This is a genomic window from Kitasatospora sp. NPDC127111, from assembly GCF_042677465.1.
Lineage (GTDB): Bacteria > Actinomycetota > Actinomycetes > Streptomycetales > Streptomycetaceae > Kitasatospora.
On sequence record NZ_JBHXTG010000056.1, the window covers coordinates 18,342 to 35,390 of the forward strand.

The following is a 17,049-nucleotide window of genomic DNA, read 5'->3' on the forward strand; positions in this document are numbered from 1 at the left end:
CGCGGTCGTCACGGTTGAAGCCACCGGAACGGCCACCACGGTCATCGCGGTCACGGCCACCGAAACCACGGTCACGGTCACCGAAGCCACCCGAACGGCCGCCACGGTCGTCACGGTTGAAGCCACCGGAACGGCCACCACGGTCATCGCGGTCACGGCCACCGAAACCACGGTCACGGTCACCGAAGCCACCCGAACGACCGCCACGGTCGTCACGGTCACGGTCACGGCTGAACGCCGGGCGCTCGGTCCGCACCTCGCGGTACGACGGGGTGCGCTCCTCGACCGCCGGCGCGGCGGTCTCGGCGGGCGCCTCCGCGGCCTCGGCGGAGTCGGCCTCGGCGGCCGGCGCCTCGTCCTCGATGCCCAGCTCGGCCCGCTCGCGCGCGGCCCGGGCGGCCAGGCGGTCGGCCTCCTCGCGCAGCTCGGTGGCGCGGCGCTGCGCGCGCTCCAGCTGGCGGGTCATCTCGGCGAGCTCGCGCTCGGCGGCACCGGCGATGCCGGCCGCGCTCTCGGCCTGGACCTCGATCAGCGAGCGGGCGCCGGTGATCCGGGCCACCTCGGCGTCGAAGGCGTGGTCGAGGATGTGGCGCGAGGCGTCGACGCCCGCGTCCTCCATCAGGCGGAAGACGCCGCGGCGCTGGTGCGGGAGCACCAGGGTGACGACGGTGCCGGAGCGGCCGGCGCGCGCGGTGCGGCCGGAGCGGTGCAGGTAGTCCTTGTGGTCGCCGGCCGGGTCCACGTTGAGGACCAGGTCGATGCCGTCGACGTGGATGCCGCGGGCGGCGACGTCGGTGGCGACGACGACGTTGACGTAGCCGTCCTTGAAGTCGCCGAGGACGCGGGTGCGGGCGCCCTGGGTCATGCCGCCGTGCAGCGCGTCGGCCTTCACGCCGGCCTCGATGAGCTGCTCGGCGACGCGGTCGGCGCCCATCTGGGTGCGGACGAAGATGATCGTGCGGCCCTTGCGGGCGGCGATCGCGTTGGTGATCGGCGCCTTGTCCTTGGGCTTCACCACGAGGATGTGGTGGGTCATGGTGGTGACCGCGCCGGCCGACGGGTCGACCTCGTGGGTGACCGGGCTGTTCAGGTAGCGCTTGACCAGGGTGTCGATCTCGTTCTCCAGGGTGGCGGAGAACAGCAGGCGCTGGCCGCCGGCCGGCACCTGGTCGAGGATCTCGGTGACCTCGGGCAGGAAGCCCATGTCGGCCATCTGGTCGGCCTCGTCGAGGACGGCGACCTGGACGTCGTCGAGCTTGGCGGAGCCGCGGTTGATCAGGTCGCGCAGTCGGCCGGGGGTGGCGACCAGGACGTCGACACCGCGCTCCAGCGCGTAGATCTGGTTGGACATCGAGGTGCCGCCGCAGACGACCTTGAGGCGCAGGCCGAGCACCGAGCCGAACGGCTCCAGGGCGTCGGCGACCTGCATCGCCAGCTCGCGGGTCGGGACGAGGATCAGGCCGCGCGGGTGCTTGGCCCGGGTGCGCTCGCCGTCGGCGAGGCGGGTCAGCAGCGGCAGGCCGAAGCTGAGGGTCTTGCCGGAGCCGGTGCGGCCGCGGCCCAGCACGTCCTTGCCGGCCAGGGCGTCCGGGATGGTCGCGGCCTGGATCGGGAACGGGGTGGTCACACCGCGCTTGGCGAGGGCCCGGACGACCTCGTCCGGCAGGCCCAGGTCGCCGAAGGTGACGGTGGGCTCGGCGTCCTCCGCGGCCTCCTCGGCCTCGGCGGCGGACTCGGCCTCCGCGGCGCGCTCGACGGCCTCGGTGGCCTCGGCGACGACCTCGGCGGAGGCGGCGTCGACGGTGACGTCGATCAGCTCGGCGTCGGTCTCGGGGGTGGTGACATCGGCGGCGGACTCGTTCGCGGGCATGGCGAAGCGGGCGTCGTCAACGAGAGACATGCAAAACCTTCCGGAAGTGGCACGCGCCAAAGTCCGGGGTTCTGTTTCACAACCGCCTCTATGCGGTCAGCCACGGATCGCCGGAACGCGCCAAGGGCGCCAGATGGGAGTAGGGCGCCAGTCAAATGAATCAAACGAACGATCTACCACCATAGAGGACCCTCGGGATCGGAGGCAAACGTGCTGGCCAGGCCGCTAATGCCCGACCGGTCCGGGGCTCGGGACCGAAGATCCGGAGCTCCCGGCGGAGGGTTCCTGGGTCGGCCGGTCGGTGGGCGCGGGCGTGGTGTGCCCGGGCTCGGGGGTGGGCGACGGCCGTCCGCTCGGGCTCGCGGCCGGGCTGGTGGCCGTGCCCCCGCCGGACCGTCCCTCGCCGGTCCCGCCCCCGGTACCGGCGGTGCCGCCGGTGGCCCCGGCCCCGCCGCTCGCCCCGCCCGAGGAGGACCCGCCGCCCGGATGCGGCCCGGTACCGGCGCTCACGCCCCCGGCGGCCCCGTTCGCGCCGGGCGCGACCTCGCCGGGCGCCGCGCCCGGCATCGTCCCCGCGCCGTCGGACGCGCCGTTCGCGCCGACGACCGCCCCGCCCGGCGTCGGGGTCAGGCCCGCCCCCGGCGTGATTCCCGCCTGCGCGCCCCCGGTGCGCTCCGGCCGCCCGGACGCACCACCCTGGTGGGCGCCCCCGCTCGGCGAGGCCGACCCGCCGCCCGCGGCCTTGCCCGGCGTCCCGGCCTGCCCCACCGGCGCCGAACCGTGCTTCTGGTCCGTCGCCGGGCCCACCGACATGCATCCGGTCAGGCCCAGCCCGGCCACCGCCAGCACCGCCGCCGCCCGCACCACGCCGTTCCGCACGGCCACCGCCCGCGGCGCGGCCTCCCGGACCGCCACCGCCCGCACCACCGCCGGACGCGCCACCGCCGGGCGCACCGGACCCACCGGGCGCGCCGAACGCGCCTCACGCGCCGAAGGCACCTCACGCACCGCACGCATAGCCGCCACCGTGCTCCCTCTCCGCCGCCCCACCCGGGCCGTTCACCGGCCGCGCACCGTGCCCGGCCACTTCCGGTGCCCAACGCGCGCCCGGGGCCACGGGACACGGTCCGCCCGCCAGGAAGCCACCCGGCGCCATCCGGCCGGCGCAGCCGTACGGGGGCGAACCAGCCCAAACCGCCCACCCAGCAGCCCCGACAGCCACAACGGCCACAGACGCCCCAGCAGCCACAGGCACCCCAGCAGCCCCGGGCACCCCCCGGCCGGACCCCGCCGACCGCCCGCCTCAGCCCCAGAGCGCCGAGGCCAGCCCCGCCCCCGCGTACACCGCCGCCAGCCCCACCACCACGCTGCCCGCCACGTTCGCCAGCGCGTACCGCCCGGCCCCGCTCTCGGCCAGCCGCAGCGTCTCGTACGAGAAGGTCGAGTACGTGGTCAGCGCCCCGCAGAACCCCGTCCCGAGCAGCAGTTGGACCTGCGAGGACGCCGCGCCCGCCGTCACCGCCCCGGTCACCAGGCCGAGCACCAGGCAGCCGAACGCGTTCACCACGAAGGTGCCCCACGGGAACACCGAGTCGTGCCGGGACTGCACCGCACGGTCGGTCAGGTAGCGCAGCGGCGCACCGATCACCGCCCCGGCCACCACCAGCAGCCAGTTCACTCCGTGCCCCCCGCCCCGGGCCGTCCGCCCCCGCCGGACCCGGCGGCCGGCCGCCCGTCCGCGCCGTCCGGGCCGTCCGCGCCGTCCGGGCCGCCCGCGCCGCCCGCGCCGTCCGCGCCGTCCGCGCCGTCCGCGCCGCGCCCGACGTACCGGATCACCTCGCACGGATCGAGCACCACCAGCCCCTCCGCCACCAGCTCGTCCAGCTGCGGCAGGAAGGCCCGCACCCGCTCCTCGGTGTCCACGATCACCACCGCCACCGGCAGGTCCTCGCTCAGCGACAGCAGCCGCGCCGTGTGCACCAGCGACGAGGCCCCGAACCCCTCGATCCCCCGGAACACGCTCGCCCCGGCCAGCCCGGCGGCCCGCGCCCGGTGCACGATCTCGCTGTACAGCGGGCGGTGGTGCCACCGGTCGTTCTCGCCGACCAGCACGGTCAGCCGCAGCGCGGGTCCGGTCAACCCGGTCATCGCTCCTCCCTTCCGCCGAGCGACATCAGACGCCGCGTCAGCCCGGCCGCCGCCCAGACCGCCGCCAGCGCCGCCAGCAGCGTCAACCCGAGGTAGGCCACCGCCGGGCCCGGCCGGCCCTCCACCAGCAGGCGCCGGACGTCCACGGCGTACGTCGAGAAGGTGGTGAACCCGCCCAGCACGCCCGTCCCGAAGAACGGCCGCAGCAGCGGGTGCGCCGGACGCCCCTCGGTGACCACCACCAGGAACACGCCGATCACCGCGCAGCCCAGCACGTTCACCACGAACGTGGTCCACGGGAAGTCCGCCGGCCCGCCCGGCCACAGCAGCCCGGCCCCGTACCGGGCCGAGGCCCCGATCGCCCCGCCCAGCGCCACCACCGCCACCGCCGGCCCCTGCCCGCGCAGCACCGGCGGGCGCCGCGGCACCGGCGGCCGGGACGCCACCCGCGGCGCACCGCCCGAGCCGCCCACCGCACCGCCCGACCCGCCCACCGCACCGCCCACCGCGCCGCCCACGGCGCCGTCCGAGGTCGTCATGGGCCCATGAAACACCGGGCCCGACCGCCTGGCACACCGTCACCCGAGACCCGACAATGATCCGGTGGAGATGACCCGGGAAGAGTTCGAGACGCTGGTCAGCGACGCCCTGGACCAGATTCCCCCGCAGCTCGCGGCCATGATGGACAACGTCGCGGTCTTCGTCGAGGACGAACCCGACCCCTCCGACCCCGAACTCCTCGGCCTCTACGAGGGCACCCCGCTCACCGAGCGCGGCGAGTGGTACGCCGGCGTCCTGCCCGACCGGATCATCGTCTACCTGGGCCCGACGCTGCGCCACTGCGACACCCGCGAACAGGTGGTCGACGAGGTCCGCACCACCGTCATCCACGAGGTCGCCCACCACTTCGGCTTCGACGACCACGAACTCGACGAGCTCGGCTGGTCCTGACCGGGCTCCGGCCCCGCCCGCCCGGTCGGCCGAAACCCGTTTTGGCGTTCGGCTCGCCATCCCATATGCTTCTCGACGTCCCCGGAACGCTGGAAACAGCCGAACGGACCACAAGCCCTCATCGTCTAGTGGCCCAGGACGCCGCCCTTTCAAGGCGGTAGCACGGGTTCGAATCCCGTTGGGGGCACGCAGTACCGTAGTAAAGTGCAGTGCCGCAAGACCTAGTGGAACAACGCCACACAAGGTCCCGTGGAGCAGTTGGTTAGCTCGCCACCCTGTCAAGGTGGAGGTCGCGGGTTCAAGTCCCGTCGGGATCGCTCGTCTCGCAGGAGACGGTGCAGTACGGCCAGGTAGCTCAGTTGGTACGAGCGTCCGCCTGAAAAGCGGAAGGTCGCCGGTTCGACCCCGGCCCTGGCCACAGGCGCCTGAAAAGGCAAAACGGCCCCAGAGAGATCACTCTCCGGGGCCGTTTTCATGTCTTGTACGCCAGCAGGTACGCCAACGGCTCAGGAGAGCCGGTCGCTGAGCGACCCGAGGGCCTTCCGCTGCTCGTCCAGGGGCGCGTGGGCGTAGATCTTCATGGCCACCCCGATGTCACTGTGGCCGGCGATCTGCCGGACGACGTGCGGCGGCACCCCGAGGTCCAGCAGCAGGGTCACGCACGTGTGGCGTAGATCATGGAAGCGGAGCGCGAGCCCGAGCCGGTCCCGGATCGGGTACCAGCTTCGCCGGAGGTTGTCCGGCTCGATCGGCGTCCCGACCTTGCTCGTGAACACGAGCCCCGACTCCGTCCACCGCTCACCGGCCGCCACCCGCTCCTGAGCCTGCCGCTCCCGGGGCGCTCAGTGCCTCCTGGACGCGCGGCGGGAGCGGCAGGGTCCGGGGCGAGGACGTAGAGGGCGTGCGAGCGGTCCGGGGCGGCCGCTTCAGGAGAAGGCGTGCCTGCGGGACGGTGAGCCCCTTCCCGGTGCCATAGCCGGGCGTGGGCACCTGCACCAGCCTGGCGACGTTCCGGAAGATCAGCTCCTCCCGAACGCACTCTCCAGCGCGTTCCGCGAGACGGCGTGGATCGACTGCACCATCCGGCGCGAGAGCCGCGTCTCGCAGCACTCGCCCGCCGCGCAGCACTCCGGCTTCGGCCGGGCCGCATCCCACCTGTTCTTGCAGCACTGGCAGGTGCCGGCGACCCGTGCGAGCCACGTCCGGACGTCGGCGGCGCGCAGCGTCCGGAGCTTCTTGTTCCCGAGCCCGGGGACCAGGTGCACCCGGACGACGCTCTCGTACCCCTGGTGGGTCTTCGGGCGCCGGTTCACCTTCACGACCGTGGCCAGCCAGTAGCTCAGGTAGTCGGCCGCCTTCACGATGGTGTCGGGCGTCGGGATCTCCTGGTGGTCCCGCGCCTTCAGCGCGGTGATCTTCTCGTACCCGCGTGGACGCTGTGGTGACCCGCCCGTCCGCCGCCTACCTCCGCAACTTCACGTCTGGGCTGAGCGAGGCGCACGGGTGGTCCATGGAGGATGCGGCTAGGGACCTGAGCGCCCAGCCCGGCGTCGCCGGGGCCTGGACCAGGGAAGCGATCATGGAAGTGTTGGGCGGTGAGCCTGCCGCCGTCGGTTCGGAGTCGTAGGCGCAAGCGCCCACGTTGCAGGGTGCGCCTGGCGCAGGAGACTAGTGCGGCGCGAGGATCACGAGAGCGACGACCGCCACGACGACGACGGGTACGAAGACGAAGACGAGGGCGAGCACGGTAGGAGTCAGCCGGTCCCGGAACTGCTTCGGGGGCCGGACCCGCGCGGCCTGGTCCGTGCTCAGCTCCCACCAATTCACGATCCGTTGGAACTGCTCGTCGAAGTCGGGGGCGGGATGCGCGTCGCTGCGATAGAGCCCGGGCAGCGAACGACGCCGCCCGCCCTCCAGGAACATCCGGACCGCGTACGACGACGAGCTCTGGCCCTTGGTCTCGCGCACGTCGATCCACCGGATCTCGCGCCAGGGGTAGGTGCGGCCGCGCCCGAGGCCCCAACAGATGGTTATTCCGTCGGCCCCGACCCTGCTCCAGCTCCGGTTCGACACGATGACTATCGGAGCGAGGAGGGCGATGATCCCACCCGTCAGCCAAGAGAATCCCACCGCGCCGAGCCGGGTGAACGCGGCGGACCCCTCGACGACCAGGACGACCAACGCCAGCACCACGTACGACTTTGCCGGGCGATTCCGATCCATCGCCCGGAAGTTCAGCTCGATCACAACACGCACATTACGCTTCCGGCCTCGGCCGCGAAACGGCCGGGATTGGAGCATTGCTGACTGCTCGTCAGGAATGGACGGTGGGTACCGGCGCGTTCCTTTCGGGTGATTGGGGTACGCCGACGAAGGTCGGCTCGCCGGGGAGGCGCTGGAGACGACCGACGACCACGTCCCCGCCGAGCTCGCCGCCATCGCCGTCGAGCTGGTGGTCCCCCTCCAACCCGGAGAACAACTGGGTGGGGAAGGTCCGCGACTACCCGCTGATGGGGATCCCGCTGAACCTGCTGGTGGACGCCCGGCAGAAGACCGTCACGCTGTTCAGCCGGCCGGACGGCACGAGGTACCACCGGCGCGAGGACATCGAGTTCGGCGAGACGCTGCGTGTCCCCGCGCCGTTCGGCTTCGAGCTGGTCACGGACGGGCTGCTGCCCTACTGACCCGCGCTGTCCGTCGCGCCCCCGCCGGCCAGCCGGGTGGTGAGCCAGTCGGCGGTCGCGGGGAGCCAGTCGGCGAGGGCGTTGCCGAGCAGGTGGTTGCCGTGGGGGACGAGGAGGAGGGTGGCGTCGGGGGCGCGACGGGCGAGGGATTCGGCGGTGGTGACGCCGGGGATCCGGTCCTCGCCGCCCTCGACGACCAGCAGCGGGCCGCTGATCGCCGGGGCCAGGGCGGTCAGGTCGACGCGGTCGGCGAAGGCGCGCGCGGCCTCCGGGCCGCCGCAGCGCTGGGTCAGGGTCGCGGTGACGAAGGGGACCAGGGCGTCCCAGTCCAGCCGGTACGGCCCGCTGACCACGGCGGTGGCGCGGACCCGGGGCTCGTGCGCGGCGGTGACCGCGGCGTAGTAGCCGCCGAGGCTGAGCCCGATCACGCCGACCCGGGTGGCGTCCACGGTGTCCCGGGCCGTCAGGGCGTCGATCGCCCGGCCGACCACGCGGTGGTAGTCCGGTTCGGGGGTGCTGGTCGCGGCGAGGACGCCCTGGCCCGGGCCGTCCAGGGCGAACACGGCCGTGCCGCGCGCCAGCAGCGCCTCGGCGACGGCGTGGAACTCCTCCTTCCCGGAGTCCATGCCCGGCACGACCACCACCACCGGCGGCCGCCCGGGCCCGGCCGGGCGGCGGAGCCAGCCCGCGAACGCCTCGCCCTCGATCCGCTCGGCGGCCGGCTCCAGGTGGGCCAGCGCGCGGCGCATCGCCTCGTCCGCCTCGCCGGCGGCGCGGGCGGCGAGGGCCCGGTCGGGGTGCGGGAGCAGCGCGGCGAAGTGGAACCAGCGGGCGGCTGTCCGGTACGCCTCGCCGGCCGTCCGCTGGCGGCCCTCGGCCGCGGCCCGGTCGGCGGCGGCGAGGTGGCGCAGGGCGGCGGCGCGGCAGGCCTCGGGCCACGCGAGCAGGGACGGCAGGGCGGCGGTGACGCGGGTGTACTCGTACGGGTCCAGCCCGGCGCCGGTGGCACGCGGACGGTTCTCCTCGACGAAGGCCGGCAGCAGCGCGGGGTGGTCGAGGAAGGACAGGTCGGGGGCGGCGGTCATGGCGTGGCGCTCTCTGCTCGCGGGGTGGGGGAGGTCAGCCTCGGGCGACGGCCACGAGGACGGGAACGGGGACGCGCACGGGCACGGGCACGGACACGGGGACGCGCACGGGGACGCGCACGGCCACGGGCACGGACACGGGCACGGACACGGGCACGGGCACGGGATCAGGACAGGGTGAGCACGGCCTTGCCGCGGATCCGGCGCTCCCGGAGGTCGGTGAGGACGGCGGCGGTCTCCGTCCAGGGCGCGACCCGGCCGATCTCCGGGGTGAGCCTCCCCTCCCCGACCAGGCGCACCAGGGTGGCGAGGTCCGGCCCGTCCGCGACGTCCGAGTCGGCGTAGTGGAAATGCCGCAGCGTGGCGGACTCCGGGCCCGCGAAGAAGCCGAAGAAGTCGAGCGTCGCGGGCGTCCGGGAGGCCTGGCCGAACCAGATCAGCGTGCCGCGCCTGGCGAGCCGGGCGAGGGCCAGTGGCAGGTTCGGGCCGCCCGTCGACTCCAGCACCAGGTCGTACGGGCCGCGCGCCGCTCCGACCTCGTGCACGACCTCCGCCGCGCCCAGCTCGGCCAGCCGCCGGCCGCGCTCGGCCGAGGCCGTGACCACGGTGAGCTCGGCGCCCGCGGCGGCGGCCAGCTCGGTGAGGTAGTGGCCGACGCCGCCGGAGGCGCCGGTCAGCAGCACCCGGCGGCCGGCCAGCGCGCCGGCGGTGCGCAGCAGCCGCAGCGCGGTCAGCCCGGCCAGCGGGAGGGCGGCCGCGCGGACGCTGTCCAGCTCGTCCGGGAGCTCGGCCAGCGAGCCGGTCGGCACGCACACGTACTCGGCCCAGCCGCCGGCGGGCGGGTGGCCGACCACCCGGCGGCAGACCGCCGGGCCGGACCCGTCGGCGGCGGCCTGCACGACCAGGCCGGCGATGTCCTTGCCGGGACGCCAGCCCGGCCGGGGAGCCTCCAGCTGGAAGGTCTCGCCGCGGTTCACCGAGAACGCCTCGACCTTCACCAGTGCCTCGCCCGGCCCGGGCCGCGGCTGGTCCACCTCGGCGAACCCGACCGTCTCGTCCGCCCGTCCGGTCGGTGTCAGTGCCTTCACGTTCCTTCGCCCTCCCTCGGCCCCTCGCCGGCCGGTCCGGCCGAGGCGCTGCCCCCAGCAGACCGCTGCCGCCCGCACCCGGTCCAACAACCGCCCGGCCGGCACGACAACCGATCGTTGTCGGCACGGCCGCCCACCGGCACGGACCACCCACCGGCACGGCCGCCACCGGAACAGGAGCCCGTACGCTGAACCCCCATGGATCTCGATCTCGCCCAGGTCCGGGCGTTCGCCGTGGCGGCCGAGGAGCTGCACTTCGGGCGCGCCGCCACGCGGTTGGCGATCAGCCAGCAGGCGCTGTCGAAGCGGGTGGCCCGGCTCGAGGCGGCGCTCGGGGCGCGGCTGCTGGACCGGGACGCGCGCGGGGTCGGCCTGACCGAGGCCGGGCGGCGGTTCCTGGAGCCGGCCCGGCGGCTGCTCGTCCACGGTGACCACGCGGTGGCGGCGGTGGCCTGCACCCGGCGCCCGCTCCGGATCGACGTCTGGGGGCACCTGTACGCGCCGATGCGGACGGTCGCGCAGGCCGTCGAGGGGGTGCCGGGCCTGGAGGTGGAGCCGGTTCCGGGGCGGGACCTGCCCTCGGTGGCGGCGGCGCTGCTGCGGGGCGAGAGCGACGCCGGTTTCGGCCGGGTGCACCCGCTGCCGGACGGCCGCGACGCGGGGCTGGCGCACCGGCTGGTGCGGCTGGAGCCGGTGGACGCGCTGCTGAGCACCGAGCACCCGTTGGCCGGCCGGGACGTGCTGCGCCCCGCCGACCTGCGGGACAGCGTGCTGCGCTACCCGGCCGCGGTGGACCGGCTGGACTTCCTGACCCGGTTCGCCGAGCAGTTCGGCATCGCCGCCCGGACGGGTTCGACCAACCTGGGCCTGGAGCACTTCGTGGAGCGGGTCCGCACCGACCCGACCTGCTTCTCCCTCCTCCCCGCCGACTGCCCCGTCCCCGACCTGCCCGCCGCGCCCGGGCGCCCCGGCGTGCGGACCGTCCCGCTGGCCGACCCGACCCCGCTGTACGCCTGGTCGCTGCTCTGGCGGGCCGGCGACGGCGCGGGTGACGAGCAGCCGCACCCCCAACTGGAGCCGCTGCTCCGGGCGTTCGGCGCGGAGGCCCGGCGCAGCCGGTGGCTGGAGTACGACCCGGCCCGCGACTGGCTGCCCGGCCCCGACCAGGCCGCACTCGACGACTAGCCCGGCCCGCACCAGCCGGACGCACCGGACGCGCCGTCAGCCGTCCGCCCCTTCGGAGGGCCGGCTGGCCCCCGAAGGCGCGGACGGCCCTCGGCCGGGTCGCTGGACCAACGCGCCGAGGCCGCCCCCCGATCCACTGACCGGCCGTCACGGCCGGAGCGGCGGCACACCACCGGCGATCAGTGGAACCAGTTGTGATCCGTGCCCAGCACCGCGCCGTCCGCGCCGTAGAAGGTGATCTTCTCGGCCTCGACGCCGGGCTTCTTGGCGATGGCGATCCAGCGCACGGGGGAGTCGCCGGCCGCGACCGAGGTGCCCTCGGTGGTGCTGCCGTCGGCCCAGGTGGCCACGGCCCGCACCACGTCCGGCCGGACACCGGCCACCAGCACCGGCGAGGAGCCCATCTCCCCGCCCTTGAACCCGAGCAGCGCCCCCTGCGGCGACACGCCGCCGGTGAGGGAGCCGGCGCCCGGGGCCGACGGCGCGGGCGTGTCGTGCGCCGTGTCGCTGACCTGGCGCTTCCCGTCCACGGTGAGGTACAGGTTCACGTGGTCCACGGACGCCTTCCAGCGCCGGAGCGCGTCCGCCTCGGTGGGCGGCGGCAGCTGCGGGATGGCGGCGTGCCGGTCCTCCCACTCCAGCTGCGCCTGGCGGAAGGCCTGCTCCTTGTCGGCGGCGGGCCAGAGGGCGGCCCAGGCCTGCCATTCCTTCCCGTTCGCGGTGCCGTGGCCGACCATGACCCGGACCGGGGTGAACGGGTCCCGCGCGGGAACGGCCGCGGTCGCGGTCGCGACAGCGGAAGCGGCCGACGTGGAGGCAGCCGGCACGGACCCGGTGGCGGCCGGCCCGGCCGCCACCGCCGTTCCCCCGGCCCGGCCCCCGCCGAGCCCGCCGAGCGCCGTCCCCCCGCCGACGGCCGCCGCGACCAGCACCGCGACCGCCCCGGTGGTCAGCAGCCGCCGACGCCGCAGCCGCCGCCGGCCCCCGGCGATCAGCCGGTCGTACGGAGCCGGGCCGAACTCGGCGCTCTCGGCCAGCTCGCCCAGTCCGCGCACAGCCGCGGCGTCACCGCCGACCGGCTCCCCGCTCCCGCCCACGCCCCCGGTGATGTCCTCGAAGTTCACTTCCTGCCTCCCATGCTCGTCAGCCCGCTGAGTGAGGAGGCGACCCGGAGCTTGGCCAGGCCCTTGGCCGCCTGGCTCTTCACCGTCCCGACCGAGCAGCCCATGGCGTCCGCGGTCTGGGACTCGCTGAGGTCCTCCCAGTACCGCAGCACCACCGCCTGCCGCTGCCGGGGCGGCAGCGAGCCGAGGGCGGCGAGCAGCGCGGCCCGCTCGTCCAGCCGCGCGTAGCCGTCGGCCCCCTCGGGCGCGGCCCGGTCGGGGACGGCGACGACCAGTTCCTCGGACGCTTTGCGGCGGAACCGCCGGGCGTGCTCGTTGACCAGGATCCGGCGCACGTACGCGTGCGGGTCGTCGGCCGCCCGGACCCGTCCCCAGGCGACGTACGCCCGTTCCAGGGCCTGCTGGACTAGGTCCTCCGCCGAGTACCGGTCCCCCGCCAGCAGGTAGGCCGTCCGCAGCAGCCGCGTCCAGGCACCGCCGGTGAACGCGCGGAACTCCTCGTCCCGCACGATCTTCTGGGCTCCCATGAGCACCTCCTCACTCCCCCAGAGCCCACCGGCCCCCGAAACCGTTGCCCGCCCCCGGACGCCGGGCCGCACCATCCCCCCGCGGGCCGCACCCGCCCCCACCCACCCCGGACCGGCCCCGCACCGCCCCGCACCCGCCCGCCCCGACCCCCACGCCGCCCCGGACGGGGTTCGCACATCCCCGGCGGCGGCTGTGACACTGGAGGGGCTCGAAAACCGGGGTGCGCTCCACCCCGCCTCCTTGCGAACCTAGAGGGATGCCCGCAGTGAGTTCTCCCGCAGTCCAGTCCGCCGACGCCCCCGCCCAGGGACCGAGCATCGGCGAGCTGGCCGCCCGTCTCCCCGAGCTGACCCTGCGCGACGAGGTGCGGATCGGGCGCCGGCTGGAGGGGGCCCGCCGGGTCCGCAAGCCCGAGGCGCGTCAGCAGATCGCCGCCGAGATCGCCGCCGACATCGACCGCGCCGCGCTGCTGGTCGAGCGGCGCCGGGGCGCCGTCCCCGAGATCAGCTATCCCGCCGAGCTGCCGGTCAGCCAGAAGAAGGACGAGATCCTCGCCGCGATCCGCGACCACCAGGTGGTGATCGTGGCGGGCGAGACCGGCTCCGGCAAGACCACCCAGATCCCGAAGATCTGTCTGGAGCTGGGCCGCGGCGTCCGCGGCCTGGTCGGCCACACCCAGCCCCGCCGGATCGCCGCCCGGACGGTGGCGGAGCGCGTCGCCGAGGAGCTGCGGACGCCGCTGGGCGAGGCGGTCGGCTGGAAGGTCCGGTTCACCGACCAGGTCGGCCAGGACACCCTGGTCAAGCTGATGACGGACGGCATCCTGCTCGCGGAGATCCAGACCGACCGCGAGCTGCGCCAGTACGACACCCTGATCATCGACGAGGCGCACGAGCGCAGCCTCAACATCGACTTCATCCTCGGGTACGTCAAGCAGCTGCTGCCCCGCCGCCCGGACCTCAAGGTCGTCATCACCTCGGCGACCATCGACCCGGAGCGCTTCGCCCGGCACTTCGACGACGCCCCGATCGTCGAGGTGTCCGGCCGCACCTACCCGGTCGAGGTCCGCTACCGGCCGCTCGTCGACGACGGCGAGGACGTGGACGACGCCGACTCCTCCGACGCCGACCGGGACCGCGACCAGATCCAGGCGATCTGCGACGCCGCCGAGGAGCTGCAGGCCGAGGGCCCCGGCGACATCCTGGTCTTCCTCTCCGGCGAGCGCGAGATCCGCGACACGGCGGACGCGCTGAACCGGCTGAAGCTGAAGTCCACCGAGGTCCTCCCGCTGTACGCCCGGCTGAGCTCGGCCGAGCAGCACAAGGTCTTCCAGCGCTCCAACTCCCGCCGGATCGTGCTGGCGACCAACGTCGCCGAGACCAGCCTCACCGTCCCGGGCATCAAGTACGTGATCGACCCGGGCACCGCCCGGATCTCCCGCTACAGCCACCGCACCAAGGTGCAGCGGCTCCCGATCGAGGCGATCAGCCAGGCCAGCGCCAACCAGCGCAAGGGCCGCTGCGGCCGCACCTCGGACGGCATCTGCATCCGGCTGTACTCGGAGGAGGACTTCCTCTCCCGCCCCGAGTTCACCGACGCCGAGATCCTGCGCACCAACCTGGCCTCGGTCATCCTCCAGATGACCGCCGCCGGCCTCGGCGACATCGCCGCCTTCCCGTTCCTGGACCCGCCGGACTCCCGCAACATCAAGGACGGCGTCCACCTCCTGCACGAGCTGGGCGCGCTGAACCCCGACGAGAAGGACGTCCGCCGGCGCCTCACCCCGCTCGGCCGGCAGCTGGCCCAGCTGCCGGTGGACCCGCGGATGGCCCGGATGGTCCTGGAGGCCGACCGGAACGGCTGCGTCCGCGACGTCATGGTGATCGCCGCCGCCCTCTCCATCCAGGACCCGCGCGAGCGCCCCACCGAGAAGCGCCAGGCCGCCGACGACCGGCACCGCCGCTTCCAGTCGGAGACCTCCGACTTCCTCTCCTACCTGGCGATGTGGCGCTACGTCCGGGAACAGCAGAAGGAGCTCTCCTCCTCGGCCTTCCGCCGGATGTGCAAGGCCGAGTTCCTCAACTACCTGCGGATACGGGAGTGGCAGGACATCTACTCCCAGCTCCGCACGGTGGCCAAGCAGCTCGGCGTGACGATCGAGGAGCCGCACCCCGACGCCGAGCCGGACGCCGACCGGATCCACCAGTCGCTGCTGGCCGGCCTGCTCTCCCACATCGGCCTGTTCGACGTGGAGAAGCGCGAGTACGGCGGCGCCCGCGGCGCCCGGTTCGCGGTCTTCCCGGGCTCCGGCCTGTTCAAGAAGCCGCCGCGCTGGGTGATGTCCGCCGAGCTGGTGGAGACGTCCCGGCTCTGGGCGCGGATCAACGCGAAGATCGAGCCGGAGTGGGTGGAGCCGCTGGCCGGCCACCTGACCAAGCGCAGCTACAGCGAGCCGCACTGGGAGAAGAAGGCCGGCGCCGTCCTGGCCTACGAGAAGGTGACCCTCTACGGGATGCCGATCGTCGCCCAGCGCAAGGTCAACTACGGCCGGATCGACCCCGAGCTCTGCCGCGAGCTGTTCATCCGCAACGCGCTGGTCGAGGGCGACTGGGAGACCCACCACCGGTTCTTCGCCGAGAACCGCAAGCTGCTCAGCGAGGTCGAGGAGCTGGAGAACCGGGCCCGCCGCCGGGACATCCTGGTCGACGACCAGACCCTGTTCGACTTCTACGACGGCCGGCTGCCGGACGACATCGTCTCCACCCGGCACTTCGACTCCTGGTGGAAGAAGGCCCGGCACGACCAGCCGGACCTGCTCAACTTCGAGAAGTCGATGCTGATCAACGACGCCGCCGACGGCGTCACCGAGGCGGACTACCCGGACCACTGGCAGCAGGGCAAGCTCCGCTTCAAGCTGACCTACCAGTTCGAGCCGGGCAGCGACGCGGACGGCGTGACCGTCCACATCCCGCTGCCGGTGCTCAACCAGGTCACCGCCGAGGGCTTCGACTGGCAGATCCCGGGCCTGCGCGAGGAGCTGGTGACCGCCTACATCAAGTCCCTCCCGAAGGCGATCCGGCGCAACTTCGTCCCGGCGCCGGACTTCGCCAAGGCGGCGCTGCGCGAGGTGAGGGAGCGCCAGGCGGCGAACACGTTCGGCTCCGCCGAGCCGCTGCTGCCGACCCTGGAGCACGTCCTCAAGCGGCTGACGGCGGTCACCGTCCCGCCGGAGGCCTGGGACGACGCCCGGGTGCCGGACCACCTCAAGGTGACCTTCCGGGTGGTGGACGGCCGCAAGAAGCTCGCCGAGTCCAAGGACCTGGAGGAGCTGCGGCTCCGGCTGAAGCCCAAGCTGAAGGAGACCCTCTCCTCGGCCGCCTCGGGCCGGGGCATCGAGCAGTCCGGGCTGACCGCCTGGCCGTCCTCCCTGCCCGTCCTCCAGCGCACCTTCGAGCAGCGTTCGCGCGGCCACTCGCTGCGCGCCTACCCGGCGCTGGTGGACGAGCGGGACGCGGTCGGCATCAAGCTGTTCGACACCCCGGAGGCGCAGGCCAAGGCGATGTGGGAGGGCACCCGGCGGCTGCTGGTGCTGACCACCACCTCGCCCGCCAAGTCGATCCAGGGCCGGCTGGGCAACCAGGCGAAGCTGGCGCTCTCGTACAACCCGCACGGCTCGGTCCCGGCGCTGTTCGAGGACGTGGTGGCCTGTGCCACCGACCGGCTGATGACCCTGGCCGGCGGGCCGGCCTGGGACGAGGCGGCCTTCGGCAAGCTGCACGACAAGGTCCGGGCCGACCTGTACGACCTCTCGGCGGACACCACGCTGAAGACGGCGACGGCCCTGATCGCCTTCCACAGGGCGTCGACCCGGCTGAAGACGGTGAGCAGCCCGGTGCTGCTGTCCGCGGTGAACGACATCCGGCTGCACCTGGCCTCACTGGTGCACCCGGGCTTCGTCACCGAGACCGGCTGGCAGCGGCTGCCGGACCTCAAGCGCTACCTGTTGGCGGTGGACCGCCGGCTGGAGGCGCTGCCCAACCACCCGCAGCGGGACGCCCAGCAGCTGCTGAAGGTCCAGCAGGTGCAGCAGGAGTACGGGGAGCTGCTGGCGGCCGTCCCGGCCGGGCGGGAGCCGTCCCCTGAGGTGCGGGCGATCCGCTGGATGATCGAGGAGCTGCGGGTCAGCTTCTTCGCCCAGTCGCTCGGCACGCCGACGCCGGTCTCCGAGAAGCGGATCACCAAGGCGATGGAGGCGGCCCGGGCGACGCTGTGAGGCCGCCCAGCTCAGCGGGCCGGGGGCCCTCAGGAGCCAGTTCGACCTGGGGGCCCCACATGGGCTACGATCTGTCTTGTTCGCAGCGCGGCAAGCAAAGCGAACGGATCAGA

At 74.1% G+C, this 17,049-nt stretch carries 15 protein-coding genes, 3 tRNA genes and 1 pseudogene; 7 read left to right on the forward strand and 12 right to left on the reverse strand.

Annotated elements, in window-relative coordinates:
• The 5 genes and pseudogenes from ACFVHB_RS28180 to crcB (ACFVHB_RS28200) form a co-directional block, all read right to left on the reverse strand.
• Positions 1-1,900 (reverse strand): DEAD/DEAH box helicase (locus tag ACFVHB_RS28180; RefSeq protein ID WP_380327829.1); only part of this gene is annotated, 1,900 nt, incomplete at its 3' end.
• A gap of 195 nt (positions 1,901-2,095) precedes the next feature.
• Positions 2,096-2,812, reverse strand: coding sequence for a hypothetical protein (locus tag ACFVHB_RS28185; protein WP_380327830.1), 717 nt, complete (start codon positions 2,810-2,812; stop codon positions 2,096-2,098).
• Between the two features lie 361 nt (positions 2,813-3,173).
• Positions 3,174-3,548, reverse strand: coding sequence for a fluoride efflux transporter CrcB (gene crcB / locus ACFVHB_RS28190; protein WP_380327832.1), 375 nt, complete (start codon positions 3,546-3,548; stop codon positions 3,174-3,176).
• A 137-nt stretch (positions 3,549-3,685) separates the two neighbouring features.
• Positions 3,686-4,018, reverse strand: a pseudogene (locus ACFVHB_RS28195) (DUF190 domain-containing protein); the annotation flags it as partial.
• Entirely contained in the window at positions 4,015-4,557 is a 543-nt protein-coding gene (gene crcB / locus ACFVHB_RS28200; protein ID WP_380327834.1) for a fluoride efflux transporter CrcB, read from the reverse strand. The pseudogene ACFVHB_RS28195 and the gene crcB (ACFVHB_RS28200), both read right to left, overlap by 4 nt.
• A 70-nt stretch (positions 4,558-4,627) precedes the next feature.
• Here crcB (ACFVHB_RS28200) and ACFVHB_RS28205 point away from each other — a divergent pair, with 70 nt between their 5' ends.
• From ACFVHB_RS28205 to ACFVHB_RS28220, 4 genes are all read left to right on the forward strand, one after another.
• Entirely contained in the window at positions 4,628-4,969 is a 342-nt protein-coding gene (locus tag ACFVHB_RS28205) for a metallopeptidase family protein (RefSeq protein WP_360181235.1), read from the forward strand.
• A gap of 114 nt (positions 4,970-5,083) precedes the next feature.
• Positions 5,084-5,156, forward strand: a tRNA-Glu gene (locus ACFVHB_RS28210).
• A 56-nt stretch (positions 5,157-5,212) separates the two neighbouring features.
• Positions 5,213-5,286: transfer RNA gene (locus ACFVHB_RS28215), tRNA-Asp, on the forward strand.
• A gap of 27 nt (positions 5,287-5,313) precedes the next feature.
• Positions 5,314-5,387 (forward strand) — tRNA-Phe (locus ACFVHB_RS28220).
• Positions 5,388-5,475: 88 nt separating this feature from the next.
• On the opposite strand, the gene ACFVHB_RS28225 is transcribed toward ACFVHB_RS28220, so the two are convergent.
• The 3 genes from ACFVHB_RS28225 to ACFVHB_RS28235 form a co-directional block, all read right to left on the reverse strand.
• A complete protein-coding gene (locus ACFVHB_RS28225; RefSeq protein WP_380327836.1) occupies positions 5,476-5,781 on the reverse strand; it encodes a tyrosine-type recombinase/integrase in 306 nt (101 codons plus the stop codon).
• Between the two features lie 207 nt (positions 5,782-5,988).
• Positions 5,989-6,330 (reverse strand): hypothetical protein, encoded by a 342-nt coding sequence (locus ACFVHB_RS28230; RefSeq protein ID WP_380327838.1) that lies wholly within the window; start codon positions 6,328-6,330, stop codon positions 5,989-5,991.
• Between the two features lie 307 nt (positions 6,331-6,637).
• Positions 6,638-7,216 (reverse strand): hypothetical protein, encoded by a 579-nt coding sequence (locus ACFVHB_RS28235; protein ID WP_380327840.1) that lies wholly within the window; start codon positions 7,214-7,216, stop codon positions 6,638-6,640.
• A 236-nt stretch (positions 7,217-7,452) separates the two neighbouring features.
• On the opposite strand from ACFVHB_RS28235, the gene ACFVHB_RS28240 reads away from it, so the two are divergent.
• Positions 7,453-7,653 (forward strand): Uma2 family endonuclease, encoded by a 201-nt coding sequence (locus tag ACFVHB_RS28240; RefSeq protein WP_380327842.1) that lies wholly within the window; start codon positions 7,453-7,455, stop codon positions 7,651-7,653.
• Here the strand turns inward: ACFVHB_RS28240 and ACFVHB_RS28245 are convergent.
• A complete protein-coding gene (locus tag ACFVHB_RS28245) occupies positions 7,647-8,738 on the reverse strand; it encodes an alpha/beta hydrolase family protein (RefSeq protein ID WP_380327844.1) in 1,092 nt (363 codons plus the stop codon). The genes ACFVHB_RS28240 and ACFVHB_RS28245 overlap by 7 nt on opposite strands.
• Before the next feature lie 167 nt (positions 8,739-8,905).
• The gene (locus ACFVHB_RS28250; RefSeq protein WP_380327846.1) at positions 8,906-9,826 is read right to left on the reverse strand and encodes a zinc-binding dehydrogenase; all 921 of its coding nucleotides are present in this window, start codon (positions 9,824-9,826) and stop codon (positions 8,906-8,908) included.
• 198 nt (positions 9,827-10,024) lie between these two features.
• On the opposite strand from ACFVHB_RS28250, the gene ACFVHB_RS28255 reads away from it, so the two are divergent.
• On the forward strand, positions 10,025-11,011 hold the full coding sequence (locus ACFVHB_RS28255; protein ID WP_380327848.1) for a LysR family transcriptional regulator: 987 nt from the start codon (positions 10,025-10,027) through the stop codon (positions 11,009-11,011).
• 179 nt (positions 11,012-11,190) lie between these two features.
• Here the strand turns inward: ACFVHB_RS28255 and ACFVHB_RS28260 are convergent, their stop codons facing one another.
• Together ACFVHB_RS28260 and ACFVHB_RS28265 are read right to left on the reverse strand one after the other, a co-directional pair.
• A complete protein-coding gene (locus tag ACFVHB_RS28260) occupies positions 11,191-12,135 on the reverse strand; it encodes a hypothetical protein (protein ID WP_380327850.1) in 945 nt (314 codons plus the stop codon).
• Positions 12,132-12,662 carry a SigE family RNA polymerase sigma factor gene (locus ACFVHB_RS28265; protein ID WP_380327852.1) on the reverse strand — a complete coding sequence of 177 codons (531 nt, stop codon included), beginning with the start codon at positions 12,660-12,662 and terminating at the stop codon, positions 12,132-12,134. Before ACFVHB_RS28265 ends, ACFVHB_RS28260 begins: the two co-directional genes overlap by 4 nt.
• Positions 12,663-12,919: 257 nt before the next feature.
• Between ACFVHB_RS28265 and hrpA the strand changes: the two genes are divergently transcribed.
• Complete coding sequence (gene hrpA / locus ACFVHB_RS28270) at positions 12,920-16,936, forward strand: ATP-dependent RNA helicase HrpA (RefSeq protein WP_380327854.1); 4,017 nt, start codon at positions 12,920-12,922, stop codon at positions 16,934-16,936.
• Positions 16,937-17,049: the final 113 nt, after the last annotated feature.

What these genes read in the sequence shown, in the direction of transcription:
- crcB (WP_380327834.1), bottom strand. Translation starts at nt 4,557, where the DNA reads ATGACGACCTCGGACGGCGCCGTGGGCGGCGCGGTGGGCGGTGCGGTG.
- ACFVHB_RS28205 (WP_360181235.1), top strand. Translation starts at nt 4,628, where the DNA reads ATGACCCGGGAAGAGTTCGAGACGCTGGTCAGCGACGCCCTGGACCAG.
- ACFVHB_RS28245 (WP_380327844.1), bottom strand. Translation starts at nt 8,738, where the DNA reads ATGACCGCCGCCCCCGACCTGTCCTTCCTCGACCACCCCGCGCTGCTG.
- ACFVHB_RS28255 (WP_380327848.1), top strand. Translation starts at nt 10,025, where the DNA reads ATGGATCTCGATCTCGCCCAGGTCCGGGCGTTCGCCGTGGCGGCCGAG.
- ACFVHB_RS28265 (WP_380327852.1), bottom strand. Translation starts at nt 12,662, where the DNA reads ATGGGAGCCCAGAAGATCGTGCGGGACGAGGAGTTCCGCGCGTTCACC.
- hrpA (WP_380327854.1), top strand. Translation starts at nt 12,920, where the DNA reads ATGCCCGCAGTGAGTTCTCCCGCAGTCCAGTCCGCCGACGCCCCCGCC.